At 45.1% G+C, this 23,303-nt stretch carries 21 protein-coding genes; all 21 read right to left on the reverse strand.

Features of this window, described 5'->3' with window-relative positions; translation table 11 throughout:
• Positions 1 to 688: hypothetical protein (locus H7B90_RS17670; protein WP_376701737.1), on the reverse strand; the 688-nt coding region annotated here is incomplete at its 3' end.
• A 210-nt stretch (positions 689 to 898) separates the two neighbouring features.
• Complete coding sequence (locus H7B90_RS17675; protein WP_185137221.1) at positions 899 to 1,666, reverse strand: hypothetical protein; 768 nt, start codon at positions 1,664 to 1,666, stop codon at positions 899 to 901.
• A gap of 532 nt (positions 1,667 to 2,198) precedes the next feature.
• On the reverse strand, positions 2,199 to 2,921 hold the full coding sequence (locus tag H7B90_RS17680; RefSeq protein WP_185137222.1) for a response regulator: 723 nt from the start codon (positions 2,919 to 2,921) through the stop codon (positions 2,199 to 2,201).
• Positions 2,896 to 4,089 (reverse strand): sensor histidine kinase, encoded by a 1,194-nt coding sequence (locus H7B90_RS17685; protein WP_185137223.1) that lies wholly within the window; start codon positions 4,087 to 4,089, stop codon positions 2,896 to 2,898. The genes H7B90_RS17680 and H7B90_RS17685 overlap by 26 nt, the downstream gene beginning before the upstream one ends.
• A gap of 159 nt (positions 4,090 to 4,248) precedes the next feature.
• On the reverse strand, positions 4,249 to 6,942 hold the full coding sequence (locus H7B90_RS17690; RefSeq protein WP_260411095.1) for a stalk domain-containing protein: 2,694 nt from the start codon (positions 6,940 to 6,942) through the stop codon (positions 4,249 to 4,251).
• A 218-nt stretch (positions 6,943 to 7,160) separates the two neighbouring features.
• Positions 7,161 to 8,495, reverse strand: a complete 1,335-nt coding sequence (locus H7B90_RS17695; RefSeq protein ID WP_185137224.1) for a sugar phosphate nucleotidyltransferase — start codon at positions 8,493 to 8,495, stop codon at positions 7,161 to 7,163.
• A 154-nt stretch (positions 8,496 to 8,649) separates the two neighbouring features.
• Positions 8,650 to 9,618 (reverse strand): copper amine oxidase N-terminal domain-containing protein, encoded by a 969-nt coding sequence (locus tag H7B90_RS17700; RefSeq protein ID WP_185137225.1) that lies wholly within the window; start codon positions 9,616 to 9,618, stop codon positions 8,650 to 8,652.
• Positions 9,619 to 9,627: 9 nt separating this feature from the next.
• Entirely contained in the window at positions 9,628 to 10,161 is a 534-nt protein-coding gene (locus H7B90_RS17705; protein ID WP_185137226.1) for a VanZ family protein, read from the reverse strand.
• Positions 10,162 to 10,331: 170 nt separating this feature from the next.
• Positions 10,332 to 11,498: a UDP-galactopyranose mutase gene (gene glf / locus H7B90_RS17710; protein WP_185137227.1), complete on the reverse strand. Its 1,167-nt coding sequence runs from the start codon at positions 11,496 to 11,498 to the stop codon at positions 10,332 to 10,334.
• Between the two features lie 102 nt (positions 11,499 to 11,600).
• Positions 11,601 to 12,635 carry a hypothetical protein gene (locus H7B90_RS17715; RefSeq protein ID WP_185137228.1) on the reverse strand — a complete coding sequence of 345 codons (1,035 nt, stop codon included), beginning with the start codon at positions 12,633 to 12,635 and terminating at the stop codon, positions 11,601 to 11,603.
• A 139-nt stretch (positions 12,636 to 12,774) separates the two neighbouring features.
• Positions 12,775 to 13,053 (reverse strand): acyltransferase, encoded by a 279-nt coding sequence (locus tag H7B90_RS33455; RefSeq protein ID WP_185137229.1) that lies wholly within the window; start codon positions 13,051 to 13,053, stop codon positions 12,775 to 12,777.
• A gap of 277 nt (positions 13,054 to 13,330) precedes the next feature.
• Positions 13,331 to 14,626 (reverse strand): flippase, encoded by a 1,296-nt coding sequence (locus H7B90_RS17725; protein WP_185137230.1) that lies wholly within the window; start codon positions 14,624 to 14,626, stop codon positions 13,331 to 13,333.
• Positions 14,627 to 14,663: 37 nt separating this feature from the next.
• Positions 14,664 to 15,581: a glycosyltransferase gene (locus H7B90_RS17730; RefSeq protein WP_185137231.1), complete on the reverse strand. Its 918-nt coding sequence runs from the start codon at positions 15,579 to 15,581 to the stop codon at positions 14,664 to 14,666.
• Positions 15,582 to 15,599: 18 nt separating this feature from the next.
• Positions 15,600 to 16,637 carry a glycosyltransferase gene (locus tag H7B90_RS17735; protein WP_185137232.1) on the reverse strand — a complete coding sequence of 346 codons (1,038 nt, stop codon included), beginning with the start codon at positions 16,635 to 16,637 and terminating at the stop codon, positions 15,600 to 15,602.
• Positions 16,638 to 16,652: 15 nt separating this feature from the next.
• Positions 16,653 to 17,393, reverse strand: coding sequence for a glycosyltransferase family 2 protein (locus H7B90_RS17740; RefSeq protein ID WP_185137233.1), 741 nt, complete (start codon positions 17,391 to 17,393; stop codon positions 16,653 to 16,655).
• Positions 17,394 to 18,848 carry a hypothetical protein gene (locus H7B90_RS17745; protein ID WP_185137234.1) on the reverse strand — a complete coding sequence of 485 codons (1,455 nt, stop codon included), beginning with the start codon at positions 18,846 to 18,848 and terminating at the stop codon, positions 17,394 to 17,396. It abuts the gene before it with no gap.
• Positions 18,820 to 19,941 (reverse strand): glycosyltransferase, encoded by a 1,122-nt coding sequence (locus tag H7B90_RS17750; protein WP_185137235.1) that lies wholly within the window; start codon positions 19,939 to 19,941, stop codon positions 18,820 to 18,822. The genes H7B90_RS17745 and H7B90_RS17750 overlap by 29 nt, the downstream gene beginning before the upstream one ends.
• A gap of 33 nt (positions 19,942 to 19,974) precedes the next feature.
• Positions 19,975 to 21,120, reverse strand: coding sequence for a glycosyltransferase (locus tag H7B90_RS17755; RefSeq protein ID WP_185137236.1), 1,146 nt, complete (start codon positions 21,118 to 21,120; stop codon positions 19,975 to 19,977).
• A 19-nt stretch (positions 21,121 to 21,139) separates the two neighbouring features.
• Entirely contained in the window at positions 21,140 to 21,814 is a 675-nt protein-coding gene (locus H7B90_RS17760) for a sugar transferase (protein ID WP_185137237.1), read from the reverse strand.
• An 18-nt stretch (positions 21,815 to 21,832) separates the two neighbouring features.
• Positions 21,833 to 22,516 (reverse strand): CpsD/CapB family tyrosine-protein kinase, encoded by a 684-nt coding sequence (locus H7B90_RS17765; RefSeq protein ID WP_185137238.1) that lies wholly within the window; start codon positions 22,514 to 22,516, stop codon positions 21,833 to 21,835.
• Positions 22,497 to 23,270, reverse strand: a complete 774-nt coding sequence (locus H7B90_RS17770) for a YveK family protein (protein WP_185137239.1) — start codon at positions 23,268 to 23,270, stop codon at positions 22,497 to 22,499. Before H7B90_RS17770 ends, H7B90_RS17765 begins: the two co-directional genes overlap by 20 nt.
• Positions 23,271 to 23,303 lie beyond the last annotated feature (33 nt).

A 23,303-nucleotide genomic window follows, 5' to 3' on the forward strand; every position in this document is an offset into this window, starting at 1 on the left:
GCAGTTGGCCGCGCAGCGCGGCCAACTGCAGCGCGCGAAGCGCCGCGGGCTCTTCGCGCAGCGAAGGCGCCGCCGCCTCGAACAAGGCGGCGATCTCCTCGCGAAGCAGCGAGCGGCCTTGCAGGCAGGCCGCTGCTTGCTCCGCCTCCCGAACAAGCGCCTCCGCCGCTATCCCCGCTCCGGCAGCCCACGCTGCCCCTACTCCCATACCGCCGCTTTCCCCCCAATGCCTCCCCGATTCCAGGGCGCCATTTCTTGCCTCGTCCCGGCCGGCTCCCTTCAGCCGGACCCCATCGACCGCCCACCCTCGTGCTGCACGATCCCCCGCTTCCTGTGCCGCCCCAGCTTCCCGGCCCCTCGTATCTGCCACTCCGAAGAACCGCTCTCTCCGCGGCTTGATCCTCCTCTCCCCCTTCAGCTCGCCTGCCGTAATCCACGCCAATTCCACGGCGCGAACCAGCTCTCGTTCGACGCTTTCCGCCGTCCACTCCCCCGCCTTCGGGTTCCGCAGCTCGGCCGCCAGCTCCTCCGCCGCGACTTCCGCCAAGCCGAGCGGCAACGGTTGACGGATCCGGCAGATCCGCCGTCCGCCTCTTCGCTCCCAGAAGTCGACGTCGACTTCCCAGGCGATGGAGAAGCGCGCGCCCCATCCCTCCCTGGTCTCCACCGCGTATACGACCGCCTTCATCCCAATCCCCTCCCGTACGTTCCAAACCCCGCCTTTTTAACTCCACCGCCCGCCACGCAACCAGACAACAGAAAAAGCACACCCGCGACCGCCCCTCGGGCAGCCGGCGAATGTGCTTCATTCGTCGCAACTATTTGTTTCCATTATACGCCAACCGCCAGAAGCAGACAAGCCCCATCTCTCGCCCGCTTCCCGTTCACGTCACATCCTTCATATAGGCAGCCGTTTCAAATCTTCCTCCTTGGACAGTTCCACCCACACCGTCTGCGTTCGATCCCGGCTATCGTTCTCCGCTCCAACTCTCCGCTCCGCTCTCCAACGGCCGTTCGAGTCCGTACCCTCGTCATGCGTGGCGCTTCGTCCCTCGCCGGAATCAGCGCCCAACTGATGATCGCCCTTCCTATTGGCATTCGCAACGAATTCCGCAGGTTCACCCGTGCTTTCCGCTTGACTCTCTTTGCCGGCCCTCGCCACTCCTGCATTCCCTGCCGTGCTCTCTGTCCCGTCCCCCACGATCCCCGCACTCTCATCCGAGCTTTCCGCCAATCCATTTATTCCTTCCCGTTCCATCCCGACGCTCTCATCCCGTTCCTCTATCCCATCTCGCGATGCCCCCGCCCCCTTGCGGAAGCCCGCCACGCCTCTATAACTCCGTTCCAGCCCCGCGGCAGCCTCCAAATTCTCGCGGCCGCCCCGTTGCCAAGCGATCCCGCTATCCCAGCCGCGGGCAAACTTCTCGACGATCGCCCCGGTGCCGTCGCCCGACTCCTCCAGCACGACCGTTACCCTAACGTCCGTGCCCGACCTGCGGGAATACGATTGGAGCGCTCTCATATACCATTCGATCCGATCCTCATGATTGCCGGCCACGAGCACATAGTGCTGCTCCAACGCCTCGCTCCGGCGCCGGGCCACCCCGTGGGCGCAAACAACGGCGAACGCGTAAACGGCCGCGATGCACAACAATTCGGCAAGCACGGAGGCCACCTCCTCTGACGGTCCGCGATGAAGCGACGAATCCATCTGCTGTTGTGACAATATATGCCGGCCCCGGGATGTTCGTTCCGGTATCCGCCTGTCCGCGCTCTCCGCTTATCCCTCTTCTCCCATCGCCGGCCGGTCTTTGTTCGCCGCCTTGGCTGCCTGTTAATCTCCATTTGCCCGCGACGCCGCCCCGCTCTCCGCTTATCCCTCTTCTCCCCGTCGCCGGCCGGTCTTCGTTCGCCGCCTTGGCTGCTTGTTAATCGCATTTGCCCGCGACGCGGCCCTGCTCTCCGCCTGTCCGCGCCGCCCCGCCGCCTCATCCTTCCGTTCCCGTCGCTTCCCTTTCCCCGTAACCCGCGTTGCCGTCCTGCTTACTCCCCCTCTCCGCCGCCGGCCACCTTTTCCCATTCCAACCAAAAACAAATCGCGGCTCCAACCGCCGAAATCGGCAACCTTGGAACCGCGAATGCTGTCTAATCCTATGTATGGGTCTTGCGTATTGCCTTCCTAACTCTGCAGCCTTGCCTTACAGAGTCACCCAGCCGAACTTGATCGAGTTGATGACCGCTTGCGTGCGATCGTCGACTTCCATCTTCTGCAGGATGCTGCTGACGTGGTTCTTGACCGTCTTCTCGCTGATGAACAGGTGCTCGCCGATCGTCTTGTTGCTCTTGCCCTCGGCCATCAGGCGCAGCACTTCGGCTTCCCGGCGGGTGAGCGGGTTGTTGCCGTTCGGGATGAACTTCGTGATCGTCTCGCGGCTGGCCGCGGCGCCGGAGGCGGCTCCGATCTCGTCGAGGTACGTCATCCGCCGCAGCTGGTTGATGAGCTTGCCCGTCACCTTCGGGTGAATGTAAGCGTGGCCGAGCGCGACCGTACGAATCGCGTTGATGAGCGCCTCCGCTTCCATATCCTTCAACAGGTAGCCGGTAGCCCCTTTGCGAAGCGTCTCGAACACGTAGCTCTCGTCGTCATGAATCGATAGAATAATGACCTTGATATCCGGGAAAATATCGCGAAGCCGCTCGGTAGCCACCACGCCGTTCTCGATCGGCATATTGATGTCCAGCAGCACGACGTCCGGCTTGATCCGGTTGCAGAATTCCAGCACCTGAATGCCGTCGCCGCACTCCCCGATGACCTCCAAGTCGGACTCCATATTCAGAATACGCTTCAATCCTTCTCTGAAAAGCTGATGATCATCGGCCAGCAGCACTTTGATCTTACGATTTGACGTCTTGTTCTCCATAATGTCCCAACTCCTTTCGCAGCTCAGCGTTAATAGGAACTTGTATGATAATGGTAGTCCCTTGACCGACGCCCGATTCGAATTCGATCGTTCCCTGCAGCAGGTCCACCCGTTCCCTCATTCCGATCAGCCCGAACTTCGAATACTTCTTCGATTGGGCCCCCACGGCATCTACCTGGAAGCCTACGCCGTTGTCCCGGATGACGAGCTGAATCGTCTCTTCCAAGAAAATAATGTCGAGAGAGACGAACGTCGCTTCCGAGTGCTTCTGGACGTTGTTGAACGCTTCCTGAACGAGCCGGAACATCGCCGCTTCGAGAGCCGACGTCATCCGCTTCTCCTTGCCGATGGCTTCGAACTTCGCGCGGATCGAGGTTCTCTCCTCGAAGTCCTGGACGAACTTGCGCAGCGTCGGAACGAGTCCGAGGTCATCCAGGGCCATGGGCCGGAGGTTGAAAATAATTTTGCGGATCTCGCCGAGATCGAACCGGATCTGGGTCTTCAAATCAATTAATTCGCTTCGAACGACCTCCAATTCCTGCGTCCCTAACATCCTTTCGGCGATTTCCGTTCGGAGCACGAGGTTCGCCAGAGACTGCGCCGGCCCGTCGTGAATCTCCCGGGCGATGCGCTTGCGCTCTTCCTCCTGCGCCAGGATAATCTTGAGCCCGATCATCTGCCGGTTCTTGGTCGACTCCAGAATCCGCGTCACTTGGGTCAAGTCGCCCGACAGGTAGTCGAGCACGACGTTCATCTGGGAACCGATCGACTCCGCGCGTTCGATCGACCTCTCCACGTTCCTCGCGCGGCTCTGGAGCTCGTCGCGGCGGGCCTTCAGATACCCTTCCTTCTCCCGGTAAACCATCAGATCCAGTTGGAGTGCGGTGGCCTTCTCGTAGGCAGCCTTGATGTCCTTCTCCGAATATCGCACGAAGTCGCGGCTCACTTCGGTAAGCCGGATGCGGGCCAGGCGGTAATCCCTCTCGATGCGGTCGACCTTGTCGATCGTCTCGCTCGTCTCCTGCAGGACCCTATCCAGCTCTTGGGTCAAGGATAGAAGCTCCCTGCGGGCCGCCTCGCATATCTCGAATACTTGCATCTTGCTGTCTTCCATGACCTTGACGGCATTCTGGATGACGCGATCGATCTGGTCCACACGGTATTCCACGCGTACGATTCCCCTTCTCCCATGCGCGTTCGTGCTTGCGACCGCACTCGCCCGCTTCCATAATCCGCCGGAAAGGCCTTCTTATGGAGCGGGCCGTTGCTTCCATCATACCATATTTGAGTGCGCCGTGTACCCGAGGTTAGGACTTATGAACGAAGATTAATAGATTGTAATCGACTTCTTCTTCGGGTCCCAGACGACCGTAAGGCCTAGCTGCTCCGAGACGACCCGAAGCGGAACGAGCACCCGTTCGCTCTTCACGAGCGGAGCCGCGGGAGACGGAACGCGCACTCCCGTCGCGATCAGCTCCGACTGGCCCGGCCGCAGCTCCAGCATCTTGTCGCCGCGGAGCACGGTGACCTTCTTCTCCTTCGGATCCCAGACCGTGTCGCCGCCGAGCGCGTCGGAGACGAAGCGCAGCGGCACGTACGTCGTCTGGTTCTGCACGAGCGGAGCCGTATCGAGCTTCGCCGCCTGGCCGCCGATCGTCGCGTTCTTGCTGCCGACCGTTAGCACCACGTTCGTGTTCGTGATCGCGACGTTCTGCGGAGGCACCTGCAACTTCAGATTGTCGAACGCGATCTGGCCCTGCAGCGCCCGCTCGTCCTGATCCTGGGCGAGGTTGACGACGTACAGCTTCGTCAGCTTCGCCGGATACGCGATGTTCGCGGAGGAGAGATCGACGCGCAGCGTCTTCCAGCCCGACCAGTCGATCGGATCGGCGAGCGTGACGTAGGCGAGCTTGCCGTTCGCGTCCTTGAACTCCGCCCGCAGCCAGTTGCTGCTGTTGTCGCCGGACACGTCCAGCGTCAGCGCGCTCGGGCTGCCGTCGACGGCGATGCCGTTGCCGCCGTTCAAGACCGCGTACGCGAACCGGTCGCCCGTTCCGTTCGTGAAGTCGTAATCAAGCTGCAGCGCCTTCGAAGTCTCGCGGCCCGGCAGACCGGTGACGATCGCGGCTTGCCCTTTGGTCTCGGCCGGCAAGCCCGTGAAGCCGACGTTGTACGAGACGTTCTCGAAGTTCTCGAGCGGCTTCTCGCTGCCCGGCGCCAGGACGAACATCGTCGAGAAGCCGTCGTAGCGCGCGATGGCGTAGCCGACCGTCGCGTTCGGGCTCACGCTCTGAACCGTAATCTTCCCGTCGGCCGAATTCGCCGTGAAGCCCTTGAACTCCCACTGGATCGACGAAGCCGGAACGGTCAGCTCCCGGCCGTCCTTCAGCCGCGCCTTCACCGGCACCGAGATGGAGGCCCCGGCTTCGAGAACCGTCGTGTTCGGCGAGACCGTCAGCTGATCGATCTGGTCGGCCCCGACAACTTCGATCTCGACCGAATCGCTCGCGCTGCCCGACTTGACCGTCAGCTTGGCCGTTCCCGTCTTCGAAGCCGTGAACACGCCGCCCTTGAACGCGCCGATCGGCTTGTCGATGCTCCACTGCGGAGTGAGGCCGCTCGGATCGATCGGGTTGTAGTACGTATCGTACGCCTTGAGCGCGTATGAAGCCTGCTGCCCGATGAACAGCGTCTTCGTCCCGCTCGCCACGATGCCCTTGATCGTGCCTTGAGGCGCCGTCGTGTACACCCCGATGCCGTTCGCCACTTGGCGCTGCGTCGTGCCGTAGGACGTCGGGTGAGCGAGCGTCACCGAGAAGTCCCCGAGCGGACGCGCCACCATCGTCGTCGATCCGCCGCCGTCGAGGTTGACGCCTTTGTAGACGCCGAGCTGGATCATGATCTGCTGCAGTTCCTTCAGCGGAACGCCCTTCAGCCCGCCGCTCTCCTCGACCGTAATCAGGTAGACGGTTTTGCCGTCCTTCGAATACCCGACGGCCGTGCGGGCCCGGGCGGCCGCCCCGCTCAGCCCGCTGATGTCGCGGGAGAACTTCGCCGCCGCTCCACCGTCGACGAGAATCGTATGCCCGCTCACCATCATCTGGAACGAGGTCGGGTCGTACGTCTTCCCGTTCGTCAGCGAGACGAGCTGATAGTTCGCCGAGACCTTCTGGCCGACCGCGAGATGATTCTTGATGAAGTCGGCCGCTTCCTTGTGGCCGCGCAGAATGTATCCGTTCTCCGGAACGGGCGTCGCAATCTCGCCGCTCGGGACGATCTCCGTCACGACGCCGTCCACGACGAACGCCTCCGTCGGCAGCGTGCCGCTGTTCATCGGGCGCTGCGGCGCCGTCCAATTGTCCGTATACATGTACAGCTTGTTGACGTGGCTGTACGCGCCATCCGGCTCGAACTTATACGCGCTCTTGTTGATGCCTTCGAGCTCGAAGGCCGTGCCGTCCTCCGCCGTGACGGTGCCGGAGAAGCCGAATTGGTCGACGATCGGCTGGCGGTCCGCCGTCACGCCGAACGAGTACATCCCTTGCAGCCGGGACGTGCTCGTCAGCACCTCGCCGGAGCGAATCTCCGCGCCGAGGGGCGCCCCTTCGCTCGTGCTCGTCGACGTGTTGAACACGTCGCCGTTGATGCCGGCGACCGCTCCCGTCTCCTTCGCCATCGCGCCCACGGATTGGCGCGCGGTGACGCTTCCAGCCTTGCCGCTCATCGCGTTCAGCTGGACATAGGGATTCGTGAGATCGATCTGGAGGACGTGAACGAGCTGGGTCGTTTTCGAAGAGTTCGAGGATACCCATTGGTAGTCGACCTGCTTGGCTCCGGAGGTGACGATAGATTCGCCTTGCTTCACGAGCTTGTAGCTGACGGCCGTCGCGGCCGCGGCGACAGGGGGATGCGCGAACGGCCAGCCCGCTCCGGTTACCGAACCGAGCAGCACGGCCCCCGCGACGATCGGGACGAGGCACTTGCGGCAGAATCCGTTCATGATATGCAATTTACGAGGCATTGTTATCTCCCATGATAAGTATGTATAGTCGGAGACGATGGGAGTTCTCTCCCAGATGTTCCTATTAAATAAGACTCAAAAACAATCAAAAAGTTACATACCGAAGCGAATTCTATGAAATTTTTCATTTTGAAAAACAGAAAAGCCAGCCCCTCTTGAGCCTTCCGACTCTGGGCCAGCCTATCTGGCAGGTTCTCGGTTCGTCCCGATTCCCCTCTCTATTCTTCCCGCTCCCAAATATCCTCGTCCGTCACTTCCGAGCCTGTTTGCACTTCGACTAGCTCCAATTCGGATACAGCACGGATCCCGTGCCGCACGAGCGGCGCGATCGTTACGACGTCTCCCGCCCGAACCGCTCTCGTCTCTCCGCCGACCGTCACTTCCCCTTCGCCGAACAGAATCGTCCACACCTCTTGGCGCCTCTTGTGATAGTGGGAGCGAATTTTCCGGCCGGCCGCAATGCTCACCCGCTTCGTCAGCATCTCCGTCTCTTCGCCGTATCGCTTGTAGTCGAGCACCCGATACCAGCCCCACGGGCATTCCTCGTACATCAGCCTCTGGTCAAACGTCAGCACTTCCTTCAGCCGCGGACTCGCCGCCTTGTCGGAGACGAGCACGCCGTCCGGACTGACCGCGACGACAGCATTCGGCACGCCGAGGATGGCCACGGGAATATCCAACTCGTTGATGAGGTGCGTGTTCTCGCTGTCGACCGAGATCGTGCCTTTGCCGATGAGCGGGGTGTCCATCTCCTCCGTCAACGTGTTCCAGGTGCCGAGATCCTTCCAGGAGCCGTCGTACGGCAGAACGGCGATATTCCCGGTTTTCTCCACAATCTGTTGGTCGAAGCTGATCTTGGGCAGCTCTTCGTAGCGGCCTTTAAGTTCGGAATAATCCGTCGGAAATTGAAGCTGCTCGATCTGCCGAACCAGCCAGCCGATCCGAAACGCGAACACGCCGCAGTTCCACAGCGCTCCCCGCGCGATCAACTCCGCCGCCACCGTCTCCACCGGCTTCTCGTGGAAATGGCTCACCTTCCGGAACTCCGCCGTCTTGTCGCCGCCTTCTTCCGGAACGATATAACCGTACTTCGCCGAGGGGAACGTCGGCTCGACTCCGATCAGCGCCAGGTCGGCCCCGCCTCCTTCGACCATCCGCTGCAATTGCAGCACCTTGGAGAAAAAGTGATCCTCCACGTAAGAGTCGACCGGCAGAACGGCGACCGCCTCGTTCTCGCCAGCCTTCAGCTCGCTATGTATGTAAGACACCGCCAGCGCGATGGCCGGGAACGTATCTCTGCGTTCCGGCTCCATCACGACAGGAACGTCGTGCCCGATCTGGTTGTGAAGAATATCAACCTGGGAGCGGCTCGTCGCCACGATCGCGCTCGATTGCAGGCCAACTTGTTCAAGCTGTCTCCACACTCGTTGAACCATCGATTCCAGCCGATCTTCCGGCCCCGCGAGCACCTTCAAGAACTGCTTCGACCTCGAATCGTTGGACAACGGCCACAGCCTCTTGCCCGAGCCTCCGGACAGTAGAATTAATTTCATAGGTCCTCCCTCATGTATGCCTAAACATTAGTCCCTTAACATAATTACTCTATTCTAATCCATTCGTTCCTAGAACCTATCAAAAAATGATAACTTTCAATATGACGCCATAAAAGTGGCTGCCCGCCGAAAGGCAAAGCAGCCATCATTGTTATTACAGTTTAATCCCTAGATATTGCTCCGCAAGTTCTCGCCATTTCTTGATCTCGGCGTTGTAGGTGTCGCGATAGCCTTGAATGATCGTTTGAACCTCGGTATCGGTCGCACCAGCAGCTTTCAGCTTGGTCTCTGCACTCTTAACCGTCGATTCAAACTTAGTCTGGCAAGCGTTGAGCTTCTTGTTGGCCTGTTCGATCAACTTATCGCCTTCATAAACACCGACCAGGTCGATGATCGATTCTATACAGCTGTCACGCATCACTTCCAGCGTCTTTTCCGTCTGAGCCGCGATCTCATCGACCGTCTTCGGCGTTGCCGCTCCTCCACCGCCCGCAGAGGTACCGCCTCCTTCGCCGGTCGTTCCGCCTCCAGTGCCGTTTCCTGAACCAGAATTGCCATCCGTACCGTTGTACCCCTTCGATTGGCCGATGACCGAGCCCGTCTTCGAATCCCAGTTAATTGCCGTTCCGGCCGATTCGGAGATGAACCGTACCGGCACATAGATCGTTCCGTTGAGGCTGAATGCCTGCTGTCCTTCCGGAAGCTTCTTCTCCGAACCGTCGAACAAGAACTTCACGTTCACTGGCGTGACTTTGATCTTGCCGGTCGCGGCCGACTTACCGCCGTTTGCCTTCGCCGTCGCGGCAGAATTCATCAGATACTCCTTCAATATGACAGCTTGGGATGACGTCGGCTCCGCTATTGTCACCGTCGACTTCGTTCCATCCCATACGACGTTCTTCTGCAGAGCGTAGGAAACGAATCTCAGAGGAATATAGACTCTAGATTGATAAGTGAAAGCTGCTTGTCCAGTCGGAAGAGCAAGCGTCTGACCGTCAAATTTCATCGTAACGGCTTGAGTATCGACTGTAACCGCTTTGGCTGCGGCGGCAGCCGACAGAGGCGCTACGGCCAGAAGCAACGACAACGCGATTCCCGGCAATGTGAATTTGCTTTTTCTCATAGGCGTTGATTACTTCCTCTCTTGTTTATTCGACATTCTCCTGTCCATTTTACCCCATACCAATCTCTTAACCAACAAAAACAGAGAAATCGCAACTATCGCCCCAGCCAGATCGACCCCAACGTCCTGAATCGCCGAAGTCCGTTCCGCAACATAGGACTGATTCCACTCATCTGCCAGAGCGGCCGTGGCAACGAGAACGAGCGCCGCCCCAAACCGCCACACCCGCTTCTTAATCAGAAACAGCAACAGATAACAAAGGATCCCTAGCATGCCATACTCAAAAAGATGAGCGCACTTCCGGATGATGAATTCCATGAATCCGTAAGGGTCTTGTTCTCCTGACACGATTCCGTTATGATAACGGAACGTAATGTCCGGGACGATCCGCTCAGCCGCGATCTCCGTAATGAACCTTCTTAATGTCGGTCGAAGGTTCTGCTTTTGGTATGGTTGCGAAGAGAACCCGAAAACAACAAACAACCAACCGATTAATACTACAAGTATTGCCCATCTCCAACTCCTAGCCCTGCTTACATTCAATTAGAACCTTCTTTCCATGCGGAATTGATCTGAGTTAACGCCTAGTGGCTTAAATCAAAGCTCACGATCAACCTCGCATCTTCAAACCCTTGTTTGGCATCGTCAGAGCCCAGTTAAGCTCTTAAGTCGGGAGAGTCACTAAGTTAGCTAGAACTTAGTGTTATAAGTTACTACTCCATTTTTCCTTCTGGTAAAATTTTTTCATCAAAAATTTTTAATGCTTTTGCAATTACCATGTCCATATCATAGTATTGATACTCAGCAAGCCGACCAATTAATATAATGTTGTTCATATTTCTAACTTCATCTTTATATTTTCTATAAAGTTCTTGATTTGAATCGTTCTTTATCGGATAGTATGGTTCATTTTTTCCCGGCACATAATCTTGAGAAAACTCTTTAACTATTGTTGTTGATGAAGCAACTTGACGAGTTAAGTGCTTAAACTCCGTGACTCTTGTATAATTATAGTCACTTGGGTAATTTATTGTTCCTACCTCTTGAATCAAGTCGGAGTCAAATTGTTCGAATAGAAATTGCAACGAACGATACGGTAACTTCCCGTATTTATAATCTAAGAAGTAATCGAGTGCTCCAGTGTATATTAATTTCCCTTTAAAAATATTATTAAACAACTTTATCTCGCCAGTATCAAAATCAATCTTGATTACCTCTTTATAGTCAGTATTTAACATTACTTTAATATTTTTGTTGAACAACATGTTTTCAAATATTTTAGTGTAACCTTCCTTTGGCATTCCTTGATAGGGATCCTGGAAATATCGATTATCCTTACTAATATATACAGGCACTCTCCCCGTAACAGATGGATCTAGTTCCTCTGGCGTTATACCCCACTGTTTAAGTGTATACCCTAAGAAAACTTTGTCATATATATATTCAGCTAGAAATTTTAAATCCTCATCATCTGATTCTTTCAGCTTTAATATAGGAACCTTTTTATTATAACCAAACGTATTAATTAATTTTTTTTCTAACGTTTCAGCAATCGTCCCTGGAAAAACCTGATGGATTGAGTTGATATTGAATGGAATCGGTACTTTCTGGCCATCGATTAATCCCAGAACTTCATGATGATAATTAATCCACGATGTAAATTTAGATAAATAATCCCATACTTTTTCCATTTTCGTATGGAATATGTGTGGGCCATAATTGTGAATTAATATTCCTTTTTGATCAAATGAATCAAACGCATTCCCTCCAATATGATTTCTCTTTTCTATAACAAGTACTTTCCTTTGAGTTTGAGATGCAATCCTTTCAGCCAAAACGCTTCCAGCAAAGCCAGCCCCGACAACAATATAATCAAACATTCGACTTCCTCCAAAACGCATTTAATATTTGGTGTTCGATAAGACAAACAAATGTAAACTTAGTACTTTTCTAGATATACGGATTAGTAAATTTATAAAACCTTATTTCGATGATGTTTTCCATACCGATAGAATTTGAGAAAGAGCTGTACTCCTTGCTTTATTTTTGCTTTGTTCATATTGCGTTTTGAAGGTATCCAACCCTGAGACATCTAAACTTGAGGCTTCATATTCTTTTTGCGCTTCGGATAATATCTTTTCAAATTGTTGATCAGTCTTTGATTCAGCGTCTGTAATATCAGATAAGAAATTCGCTTGCAAATCTGAAATAGTTACCTCTTTTCCTTCTTCTCGTGATTTAAAAATATAATCCTTTACTGCTTCCGTTAAACTATCAACTTCAATCTGAGAATTTTTCTGCAAATTACTGAATTTTTCTGTATACTTAGCATCTAATTTCTTCTTTAATAATTCTTGTTCATTTGTCTCCGCATTTTTCTGAGGTGGCTTTTCAGAAGGAACTGGCTGCGTAGGTTCAGCAGTTGAAGCATTTTCTTTGGCTTGATCTAACTTCTTTTCTTCCAATTCTTTAAGAATTCTCTCTCTTTCCTTTTCATCTTGAACACCTACCAGCTCTATTGGGTAGTTCGGGTCCAATATAACTAGGTACTTCCCGTATTGGGAAGTTATTGAGCGTAAGGCTTCTATTTCTTTAGGAGACAATTTTTTTAATAATAGATCCCTGATCTTTTGCTTTTCTTCTGTTGTTAGATCGCTTGTTGAATTACCAGTCAAATATGACATCTCTTTTAAACTTAATCCCGAATTCATTAAGATAGCTGCAACATCTATTGCATCTTCCGAATCTATCTGCTTATCAGTGAGCGAATTAGCTTTTTCTAAAGGCTTCTCGAGTAAATTAGGGATGTTAGAATCCTGATCCTTTTTCGAGTCTGAATCATCTTCTATATTTGCAGCAGTATTGACATTATGCTTAGCAATAATTTCATCCAGATCTACCGTCTTAACCCTATATATGAAGAATATAACTAAAAAAAGAAAAATCAAAGCTATTAAACCACTTATTCCAAACGTCCATTTTTTCCAAGTTTTTAATCTTAACCATCTTTGAATCATCTAGATCAGTCCTTTGCCTCTTATATACACTATGGGCCGTGAGGATAAAATTAACACAGTGCATATAATAATAACGATCCGAAAGTATAAAAATGTTGCACTTCATTATTTCATCTTATCGGATCTACTGTCCAAAAATTTATCTAACCAACTCATCATCAATATTAAATACAGAACTTTCAGGATCTCTATATCGTATTAATCGCGCTGGATTGCCAGCATAGATACCAAATGGCTCCGTATTTTTATTGACTATTGAACCCGCTCCCACAATACAACCTTCCTCTATTATAACACCAGGTAAAATAGTAACATTGCAAGCAATCCAACATTTGTCTTTTATAATAATAGGTAAAGAATAAGCTTTATAATTATCTGTCCTGTGAGTGCCTGTAATAAACTTAACGTCATTTGCCACAAAGCTATTACATCCTATATTGATGCCAGCGAAATTCGAAAACGTGCAACCTTTTCCAATAAAAGTAGAGTTTCCAATGGTTATATTTCTTTTTTCTGGAAAGAATATGAGTACTTCTGAAGCTATATATGCAGAAGGAGGTAACTTCGAAAAAAAAGATTTCAACAATAATGACTTATATCTAGCGGTGGCTTGTGGGTATCCCTCATCCCACAATACGTCTCCAATTAGCCTTATTATCTTATATGATATACGTACGACAATTAGAATCACTATTTTATATAAAATCTTTAGATGCCTTATTTCTAATCACCTCAACTACATTATTTATATGCCACGGAGTTAAGCGCATCTTAAATAAATAGATTGCCGAGGAAACAACCACAAAGAATTCAGATATAATAACAGTCCAGGCCATCCCCTGTTCCTGAAACATTTTAGCAAACACAACCGCAACAATAATGTTCAAAACACCTGCACCAATAGTTATATTATTCAATTGTCTATCTAAACCTAAAGGTAACATCCACTGAGTACCTATACCTAGAGCTACAGAAACTATGAGCGTTAAAAATCCGAAAATCCTCAAAATCGGTACTGCATCCTTGAATTCTGCACCTAAAAGAATATTAATAATTGTTGGAGCAAAAATAACAAGCACAGTTCCCATTGTTAGCCCAACTAAACTAATTAATATGATTCCATGAAATGCAGCTTTACCTCCGTTTTCTGTATCTTGATACATAAGCTTATTAATCTTTGGATATAATACCTGGTTTATTGGGTTTAGAAGACTAATAACAGCTTTATAAATCTTTTCAGCGCCGGCATAATACCCAACATTAACAGGATTTGTGAACATACCCAGTATTAAAGCATTGCTTGTAGTGTATAGACTTATAGCCGCTGTCATTATAAACAGGCTAAAACCTGATTTTAGTTGATCAGTAACAGCTTTATAACTTGGAACTTTAATGTGTATTAATTTTTTGACAACAATGAACGATATAATTAATGAAGCAAAAGAGGTTATACACTGAATTAATAAAACAATGATCCCATCATTAGGGTGGCGTACAAAAACAAAAGTTAAGATTGTTGAAAAAAACCGCGAAATAATATCCACAATACTAATAAACCTAAGCCTTTCAATCCCTTGAAAATACCAAGTAATATTAAGTCCTTGAATTATTGAAGCAATTGTCGCCATCCAAAGCAAACTTGGCGTTTCCTTTAATAAAGGGAATAATAACTGAACAACTATAGTAATTAGAATTACAAATATTGAAAGTAGACCTTTTGCCCCCATAATTGAAGAAAATATATCCGAAGACTTACGATTGTCGTTAGATAATATAGCTATCTGTCGAACACCGGATAAACGAAAGCCATATTCAATTATCAGGATTATATACGCACCATATGCTTGAACAATTGCGAGATGCCCCCAATTCTGACTCCCGAGTACTCGAGTTAAATATGGGATTGTAATCAAAGGAAGAGCATATCCCGTTAGTTGAATTAAATATAAAAGATAAACATTTTGAAGTAATATACTATATTTTTTTTTCATTCGAACCGACCTTTAATGATAACTATTGTTTTGCCTTCTAAGGTGAAACAGTCTTGCCCCTTATATTTGTCAGGCCGTCTTTAAAAGCTTTAAGTAACAGTATATATTCTCTAAAACGCAGACGATTAATTCGTTTTAATAATCTTATATTTAGTTTCATAAATTGAACAAATGTACGTGAAACAAATATATAATTTCCGCCATATCTCCTATCTAACTCAATTCTATTTCTTACCATATAGTAATCTTTCCAATCAAAGATTTGTTTCTTATTATTATGCAATGAAAATCTACGAAGAATGGCATTTCTTGCTACAACCGCTTTAAAACCTTTGCGATTTGCACGAATAGCATAGTCAGCGTCATCACAAATAATAAAATAAGTGTCATCAACCTCACCGATATTAGTTATAACTTCGCGATGAATCATTGGTCCTTCAAAGGGAAATGAAACAATTGGGTGATAATCTGCACTTATTTGATTGGGATTGATTTCCTTCACAGTTTCTAATTTAAAGGGGTTTTTAAAATTAAATTGAGTTGTATATTTAAAAGGTTCATTAGAATCCATATCAACTCTATTAGCTTGGATTATTTTATATTTACCTTGTGTTATTTCTGTAATCTCTAGTAATTTTTCAAGACAATTCTGATCAGCGAGAACGTCATCATCCATAAGCCAAACCCACTCATGTCCCAAATCATATGCTTGTTTCAGTCCGAAGCGGAAGCCCCCCGCTCCACCAGTGTTAGTTTCTAGTTTAAAGTACTCTATCGCTTCATGATCAATTAATCCTAATTGCTTGATATGTTCAAAAGTTCCATCATTCGATGCATTATCAACTATAATTATTTTTGCTAATGGGACTGTTTGATCTAATAAAGATTGCAACGCTTGCGAAAGCAGATTTTTACGGTTGTATGTAACAACAACTGCAGCAACAGATTTTGACATCTCACACCTCTTCATGCTTTAAATCGCTCTTTTTATATTCGCACAAACTTCTTCGTAGATAACTTTTGTATCTTGGGCAATTTTTCTCCAATTATAATTCTTAATTATGTGTTCCTTTAAGCGACTATTCCCTTTCGACTCCCATGCTCTTTTAATTTTTTCTTTTATATCCATTTCATCATTTGGGTCTATGTACCATGCAAAATCACCGAAATAGTCTTCGGCCCCTCCAACCTTTGTAACAACTACCTTCGCTCCTGCAGCAGCTGCTTCTAACGCGCTCAATCCAGGGGTTTCGTAAAAACTCGGTAAAACAAATAAACTAGATGCAGTATATGCAGATGCCAACTCAGCTGAGCTATGAGGAATACTCTCAATAAACCTTGTATTTTCTGAGGCTAAATTTTTGCATTTTTTAACATAGTCTGCATATTCATGATTGAAGCTACCTACAATCACAAGGGGTATTTTAAGTTCTTCTGCTGCGTAGATTAATTTATCCGTATTTTTTCTTGGTTCTATTCTCCCAACGTACAACATGAAGTTATTACTAATACCATATTTATCTCTAAAAATCCTGGCATCTCCATTGCTAAACCGTTCTTCGACTCCATTAGCGATTATCTTACAGTCATTTTCAGAGACATTAAATATATGTTTAAGCATTCTTTTTTCAACAGTGGTATTAGGAGCTATTATATCTGCTAATTTTATAATTTCCCTTTTATCAACAATATGATTTCTAAACAGTTTATGACTTGGCCAAAACTTAGAGACTAGCCTCCAGAGATTAGGTGATTGCAATGGATAAAAGACGGAGCTTAATACAATTTTCAGACCCATGTTTTTGGCAAACCTTATGAGCCTTATATTTTCTGGATCCAATCCAAAGACATGTACAACATCAACTGCTTTGAGATCTGTCTCCCATTCATTATAAAGTTGCACATCTAGCCCGAGGTTTTCTAATTCATGCATAGTACGTATCATTTGGAGTTCCCTTCCACCGAACTGGGCCTTTGCAAGCGTAGAATTACCAACCATTACAACTCTCATAAATGCCTCCCCCCCTTATTTTAAGTTCTCTCGTTCAAGTAATTTAGCAACAATCAAATAATCATAGAGTACTAGAAATATTGAACTAGTTAATCCTAACCACCCATTTCGGTAACCCTTCTTAAAAAAGTACTCATGAATAAACTTCAACATTGGCCTAACTAACAAATGGTAGAGGAGGAATTTTGGAACCTTCTTCCCTTGGATCTCAAGTGTTGTATATTTATTCACTTTGAATAAATAATCATGTAAATCTTTGTATGTAAAATGATTAATAACTCCTTTTAACATTCCAATTTCTCCATTTATATTTACCCGTTCATGAACAGCACCATGAAAATAAGCTCCTTCTCTTTTAAAAAGCCTTAATTGATAGTTAGGGGTAAATCTCTTTGACTTCAGCCACTGATCTCCTATATAATTTTTCATCGAGATCATATAGCCTGCATTGGTTGCTCCACTATTTAACAGACTTCGAATTTCTCTTATTAAATCTTCAGTTAGTTCCTCATCAGCATCAATAACAAGAATCCAATCACAAGTGGATTTCTTGAGCGCTTTGTTTCTCTGCTCTGCATAGTTTGACCATTCTTCTATATAAATGTTATTTGTATATTCTTTGCAAATACTTATAGTGCTGTCTGTCGAGCCTGAGTCAATAATAATGATTTCATTAGTCCAACTTACACTATCTAAGCATCTTTTTATATTACTTTCTTCATTCTTTGTGATGATGTTCACACTCAAGGTTTCCATTTAATCACTCACCTGTCTATTTCCCATTTGCAAACCAATTATTACTGCTAATAACCCAGTAGCATTGGCCTGCAAAGCAGCTTCTGAAAATAAGCTTGCAAGAAAAATCCCAACGATAGCAAAAATAAAGTAGTAATAAACTACATTATTATTAATTTGTTTAAGCAATTGAGCATTTAATTTAATTAACGTGTATAAGAAATACAAAAATAGTGCTAAACCCAATATTCCCATTTGTCCAACTATAACTCCCAATAGACTCTCGCTGAGCTGAGGCAGTCCACTTTGAATACTAACGGTATTTGCTAAATTCCCAACCGATCCCAGTCCTCTTCCTACTGGATAACTTGGAAGATATCTAAAGTTATCGATTAATCCAGAAATATGATTCGACGCTCCTGCAATATCTAAGGAGAATGGAATTAGACAAATAATAAAAACTATTATCAGAAAAGTCATAGTCTTATAATTTAGTTTAAGTTTGAAAAAGTATTGTGCAGAGAAAATTGTAAAGGCGAGTATTAATCCTGTTTTCCCAAAAGTAAAAAAGCAGCCAATTAAATTTAAAATAACTAAACTCTTTTTCTTCGTTATTAATGAAATAAGTATAAATATCGCAAATAACATTGACATTGCGACTGGATCTAATAATAGACTTGAATTTCTAACAACACCCCCCATTAAAGGGAATTCAGTAAAAAAGTTTCCAGGTAAATTTTCTATTATCTGCGATGATTCAGTTCCATAAATCCCTTCATTGGCTAATTGCATGAGATTAATGTAACGAATAAAACCCGCATCAATAATTAAACTTCGACCATTAACGTAAAACCAGACAATCTCAATTAGTGAAGAAATCACGAAAAGCACACTAATCAATAACATTCTATTGTATAATTTCGGCATACGCTTTTCAATTAACCATTGTCCCGAATATAAGGTTCCAACTATAAACAAAATTACAAAGTCAAAAATTTGTTTAAAAGATCCTATCTTTACAGCTAACGAAGCACTTCCGATTGGCAGAATAAGATAGGCAATTCCCAAAGCCAGAAAATACCAAGCAGCTTTGTTTTTAGAAATAATTAACGGTTTTCTATTCATGAGATGATCAAATATGGTTAAACCTAAGAAAAAGTAAATTGCACCCTGTCGACATACTGTATATATTAATTTATAAAAGGCAGCGTGCTCCATTGGATAGTATAATGAAATTAATGCAAAGAGAAAATTTAATAAAATTATGTTTAAGAGAAGGATTATAAGTCCAAACTTCTTTTTAAATGTAAGAGTGATTATTGAGAATAGAGTCAAGGGAAAAATTATAATAATCTTATAATTCGCAGTCAAGGTTAAGCCTAAACCTATTCCCATAATAATTGCAATTGAAAAAATTAGTAGTTTACGTGTTCCTAATAAATTATATTTACTTATAAAGCCGTCCATAAATCTCAATCACGTCCTCCCACTGCTCTGCCCCATATGAATTAGAACTGCTTCTACCATAATACTCATTTAGCGCATCTATCATACCGGAAATATCAGAAGGAGCAACAAAATAAGAATTTCTATTTGAATCATAACCTTTTTCATTGTTTTCAAGTGTAGTTGTAACAATAAAAGTACCTTCATTCATTATTGCCTTTAAAGATCCATTCTTAGTTGAATACCCAGAAATAAATGGTAATACAAAAGCGCCGCATGACCGTATGGCAACAGGAACTTCTTCTTCTTCCAAATAACCTGTTACGGTAATTCTCTCTTTTAAATTTTCGTTTTCAATTCGCTCAAGAATTCTTTTTCTGTAGACATTATCAGGAACAATTTCACCAACATATAATAAGTTGTAATTTGTTTTTTTGACAACCTCAATAAGATCCTCAAAGCCCTTTTCTTTGAAAAGAAAACCAAAAAAGCCAATCCATTTACCGCTATTCATTTTGAATTTACTTTTAAAGTTTTCGATCTCTTTATTTGACACTTCTCTTTTATTGATATTCGAAGGAATATCAATTTTTTCAATTTTCTCCCTCACCCTCCTTGACATTAGCTTGCTATACGTATCATCCACAACTACTACCGAATGTATTTTTTTGTGAAAAGCTTTGTACAATAATCCAGCACACCAGTCGATAGGAATTCGAATAATATTTACTAAACTAATATCCTTCCTTTTAAGAGCCTTTAAGCCAATAGTCCAGTTCGGATACTGATGATAGGTCAAAATAATTTTTCTATTATTTGATTTCGAATAATATGGCAACAAATCATAAGAAAGACCATTTTTGATTATTTTATGCGGGGAGTATGCAATATGAAAGTGTAATACATCCGGGTTAATTTTTTTTATTAAATCCTTCAAATATTTTCTTTTTGCTTTTGTGTCTACCGCAAAAACTGTTGTATTGTCGGCTTGTCCATTAATCATTCCAACATATGAACGAATTCCACTTTTTCTCTCGTACGTGATCAACTTTGAAACATAATCACCAACTCCACAATGAAACGGAGGATAGTTTTCAGTTATATGCAATACTGTTGTCCCCATTTTGCTCCTCCAGAACAAATACTACAAACACTGTTATAATAAAGTATCGATCTCGGCATCAATTTGTGCTACGCAATGTTTCCATGAATACTTTTCGGCAGCAACTTTTGCTTGTAGCGATATCTTTCTTGAAAGTTCTTTATCTTCCACTACCATATTCATAGCTATTGCAAATTCTTCAGGTGTGTCTTTACATAGAATCCCAGTCTCCCCGTTTTCCAGTATTTCGACTGGTCCTCCTCTTGCGGTTGCAATCACAACTTTACCTACTGCCATCCCCTCAACTACTGCAATACCAAAATCCTCATTTGGTGGAGTAAATAGTATTGCTACTGAGTTTTGGTATAGTTGAAGTAGTTCTTTATCGCTTGGATTTATAACAAAATCAATTTCTTCTTCACCCTCAGAAATTCTTTTTAAAAATTCCAGATAAGAGCCACTTTTTTCATCAACCATTCCTGCAATTTTTAATTTATATCCTTTAATTGACAGATTGGAATGAATAAATGCCTTTATTCCTAGCTCAATGTTTTTTGTCCACATGATACGACCAGCAATGAGAAAGTACTTTTCAGAAGTATTAGGTAAATATTCATTGAAAAACTTTGAACTAACTCCTGGATGAATTACTTTTGACTTCCCTTTATATAGACCAGCATTAAATATACGTCTTTGCACTTCTTTGCTATTACAAAGCACTTTATCAAATCGCTTCCAAGCATGCCTATCTACTATATTAAATATACCTGTAAAGAACTTGAAAAGGAATCGACTAATTTCCCCATGAGTTTCCATCCAACGTTCTTTTGTTTGCTCATCATGGACCACCTTAAGGGGTGTATGGCAATAAGCCATTATGGGCTTAGCATTATTTCTAAGTCCCACCAAATCCCCCAAGCCTTCACTTGAAATCAACAACACATCGACATCTTCTAGAGGTAAACGTTGTGTTAAGATTTTTAGAGCACCAATTCCCGAAGAAAAAAAGTTTCTTCTCACCGAAACCCTGTTGATCTCAATAACATCAAGGGTTGAAAATTCATCAAATGTGTTTTCTTTGTCAAAATGGTTTGTGATTATTTTCCACTCATGTCTACTTGAAGTAATAACTTCATAAATAAATCTTTCAGCTCCGCCTTTTAGATAAATCCAAGGGTGATAAAGTGCTACTTTAGCCATAACTTCCTCACGATTAATATTAGAATGCATCCTTAGAACCGAATAAAACTCTTACCGTTTTAAACATAATTTTGATATCTAATCTAATAGATCGTTCTGAGATGTACTTTAGATCAAGCCCCACCATTTGATTAAAGTCCAAGTTGTTCCTCCCGCTAATTTGCCATAAACCTGTGCACCCGGGAGTGACCGATAAGCGCTGCATATGATAATCAGTATAATCTCGAACCTCTCGTTCTAACGGGGGTCTAGGTCCAACTAGACTCATTTCTCCTATAAGTACGTTCCATAATTGGGGTAATTCATCTAAACTAGTCTTTCTTATAAACCTACCAACATTTGTAATTCTAGGATCATTTCTCATTTTAAACATTGCGCCTTCAACTTCGTTTTGACTCAATAATCCATCTAAAAGTTCTTCTGCGTTAGTTACCATTGATCTAAATTTATACATTTTAAATTTTTTGCCGTCTTTCCCAACTCTTATTTGACTAAAAAAGATTGGGCCTCTAGGATCTTCTAATTTGATAAGAGCCGAGATCACAATCATTATAGGCAAAAGTAAAATGAGACCGGGAATCACAAGAAAAATATCCATTAGCCTTTTTGATACCTGATATTTAGTTTTAACCTTTTCAAGGTTTTCAACTTCAGCCCTCTGGAGATTTATGGCATTTTCATTAAAAGGAGACATCTACTATCACCTTTCTATTCAAGAATTCCCGTAATAATAATAGTAGCCTTCGTTCTTTTGACGTTTAATATTATTTAATACAACGCCAAGTATTCTTGCCCCAACCTTATCTAGCCCCGATTTGGCCTTACGAGCAATATCTCGTTTCACCTTACCTTGATCCATAACAAAAATAACTCCATCAACTTTGGTAGAGATAATTTGAGCATCCGTAACTGCAAGTAAAGGGGGAGAGTCAATCAAAACAATATCAAATCTATTCTTCAAATCCTGTAGCAGCGTTTCCATTCTCTTTGATGCCATCATCTCCGCTGGATTTGGCGGAATAGGTCCAGATGTTATGATGGATAGATTTTCTATATTGGTTGCCTGAATTGCATTATCCAAAGAACTTTGTTGAGAAAGAATAGATGACAACCCTATACGATTAGAAACATCAAATGTGTGATGTTCTGTTGGTTTTCGCATATCGGCATCTATTAGAACTACTTTTCGTTCGGATTGAGCATAAGTTACTGCCAAGTTGCCAATCGTTGTCGACTTTCCTTCGCCAGGGCCAGCCGAAGTTACAAGAATAACCTGGATTTTTTCATCAATAGACGAAAAGTCTATATTCGTTCTTAACGATCGATATGCTTCCGAAATCGGAGAACGAGGATCAGCAACTGATATTAAAAACCTCTTATTTTCTTGTCGTGACATGGGAAAGTTCACCTGCTTTGCTTGAAGTGATTGACGTTTTATAATTCTCTCTCGTTTCTTTCATATCCACCTTTGAAATCATCGCTAAAGTCGGAAGTTCAAGATAACGTTCTACATCTTGTTCCGTTTTTATTGTGTCATCCAGATATTCTATTAAGAAAGTGATACCGATAGCTATAACTAATGAAACGATAAATGCGATTAATACGTTTAACTTTGCATTGGGCGATACAGGTTTCGGCTCATTAATATTGTCAATTTTGGCTTTATTGAGTATAGAAACATTCTGCACGTTAAATAATCCGGGGATTTCCTGTTTAAAAGTTTCTGATACAGCATTTGCTATTTCTGCGGCAAGTTTGTATGAATCATCTCTTACCACTACCGTCATCACTTGAGTGTCGTTCACTGAGCTAACGGCGACTTTTTCCATGAGCTGTTCTGCCGTTTGCCCAAATTCAGGATGTTGTTCGACGACCTTATCTAATATTGCCGGAGTTTTGATAATTTCTTTGTACGTATTAATCATTCGAATATTTGTATTTACTTCTTCACTATTTAATTGTTGGACCCCATTATTAACTTCCGCAGAACGATTTACAATAATTTTTGTCGAAGCTTCATAAATAGGCTCTTTAAAGAATTTACTATAAACGCCACTTACAATAGTCACAAGCATTACGAAGCCAACAATCAACCATACACGTTTTTTAATGATTAAAAAATAGTCCCTGAGTTCCAATTCATTGGACACTTAATTTACCTCCAAAGTTGACACAGTCAAGAG

The sequence above is a fragment of the Cohnella xylanilytica genome (assembly GCF_014212175.1).
Classification (GTDB): Bacteria; Bacillota; Bacilli; order Paenibacillales; family Paenibacillaceae; genus Cohnella; species Cohnella xylanilytica.

Coding starts and splice junctions, on each gene's coding strand:
- H7B90_RS17680 (WP_185137222.1), bottom strand. CDS start 2,921: ATGGAGAACAAGACGTCAAATCGTAAGATCAAAGTGCTGCTGGCCGAT.
- H7B90_RS17690 (WP_260411095.1), bottom strand. CDS start 6,942: ATGCCTCGTAAATTGCATATCATGAACGGATTCTGCCGCAAGTGCCTC.
- H7B90_RS17695 (WP_185137224.1), bottom strand. CDS start 8,495: ATGAAATTAATTCTACTGTCCGGAGGCTCGGGCAAGAGGCTGTGGCCG.
- H7B90_RS17700 (WP_185137225.1), bottom strand. CDS start 9,618: ATGAGAAAAAGCAAATTCACATTGCCGGGAATCGCGTTGTCGTTGCTT.
- glf (WP_185137227.1), bottom strand. CDS start 11,498: ATGTTTGATTATATTGTTGTCGGGGCTGGCTTTGCTGGAAGCGTTTTG.
- H7B90_RS17715 (WP_185137228.1), bottom strand. CDS start 12,635: ATGATTCAAAGATGGTTAAGATTAAAAACTTGGAAAAAATGGACGTTT.
- H7B90_RS17725 (WP_185137230.1), bottom strand. CDS start 14,626: ATGAAAAAAAAATATAGTATATTACTTCAAAATGTTTATCTTTTATAT.
- H7B90_RS17730 (WP_185137231.1), bottom strand. CDS start 15,581: ATGTCAAAATCTGTTGCTGCAGTTGTTGTTACATACAACCGTAAAAAT.
- H7B90_RS17735 (WP_185137232.1), bottom strand. CDS start 16,637: ATGAGAGTTGTAATGGTTGGTAATTCTACGCTTGCAAAGGCCCAGTTC.
- H7B90_RS17740 (WP_185137233.1), bottom strand. CDS start 17,393: ATGGAAACCTTGAGTGTGAACATCATCACAAAGAATGAAGAAAGTAAT.
- H7B90_RS17750 (WP_185137235.1), bottom strand. CDS start 19,941: ATGGGGACAACAGTATTGCATATAACTGAAAACTATCCTCCGTTTCAT.
- H7B90_RS17755 (WP_185137236.1), bottom strand. CDS start 21,120: ATGGCTAAAGTAGCACTTTATCACCCTTGGATTTATCTAAAAGGCGGA.
- H7B90_RS17760 (WP_185137237.1), bottom strand. CDS start 21,814: ATGTCTCCTTTTAATGAAAATGCCATAAATCTCCAGAGGGCTGAAGTT.
- H7B90_RS17765 (WP_185137238.1), bottom strand. CDS start 22,516: ATGTCACGACAAGAAAATAAGAGGTTTTTAATATCAGTTGCTGATCCT.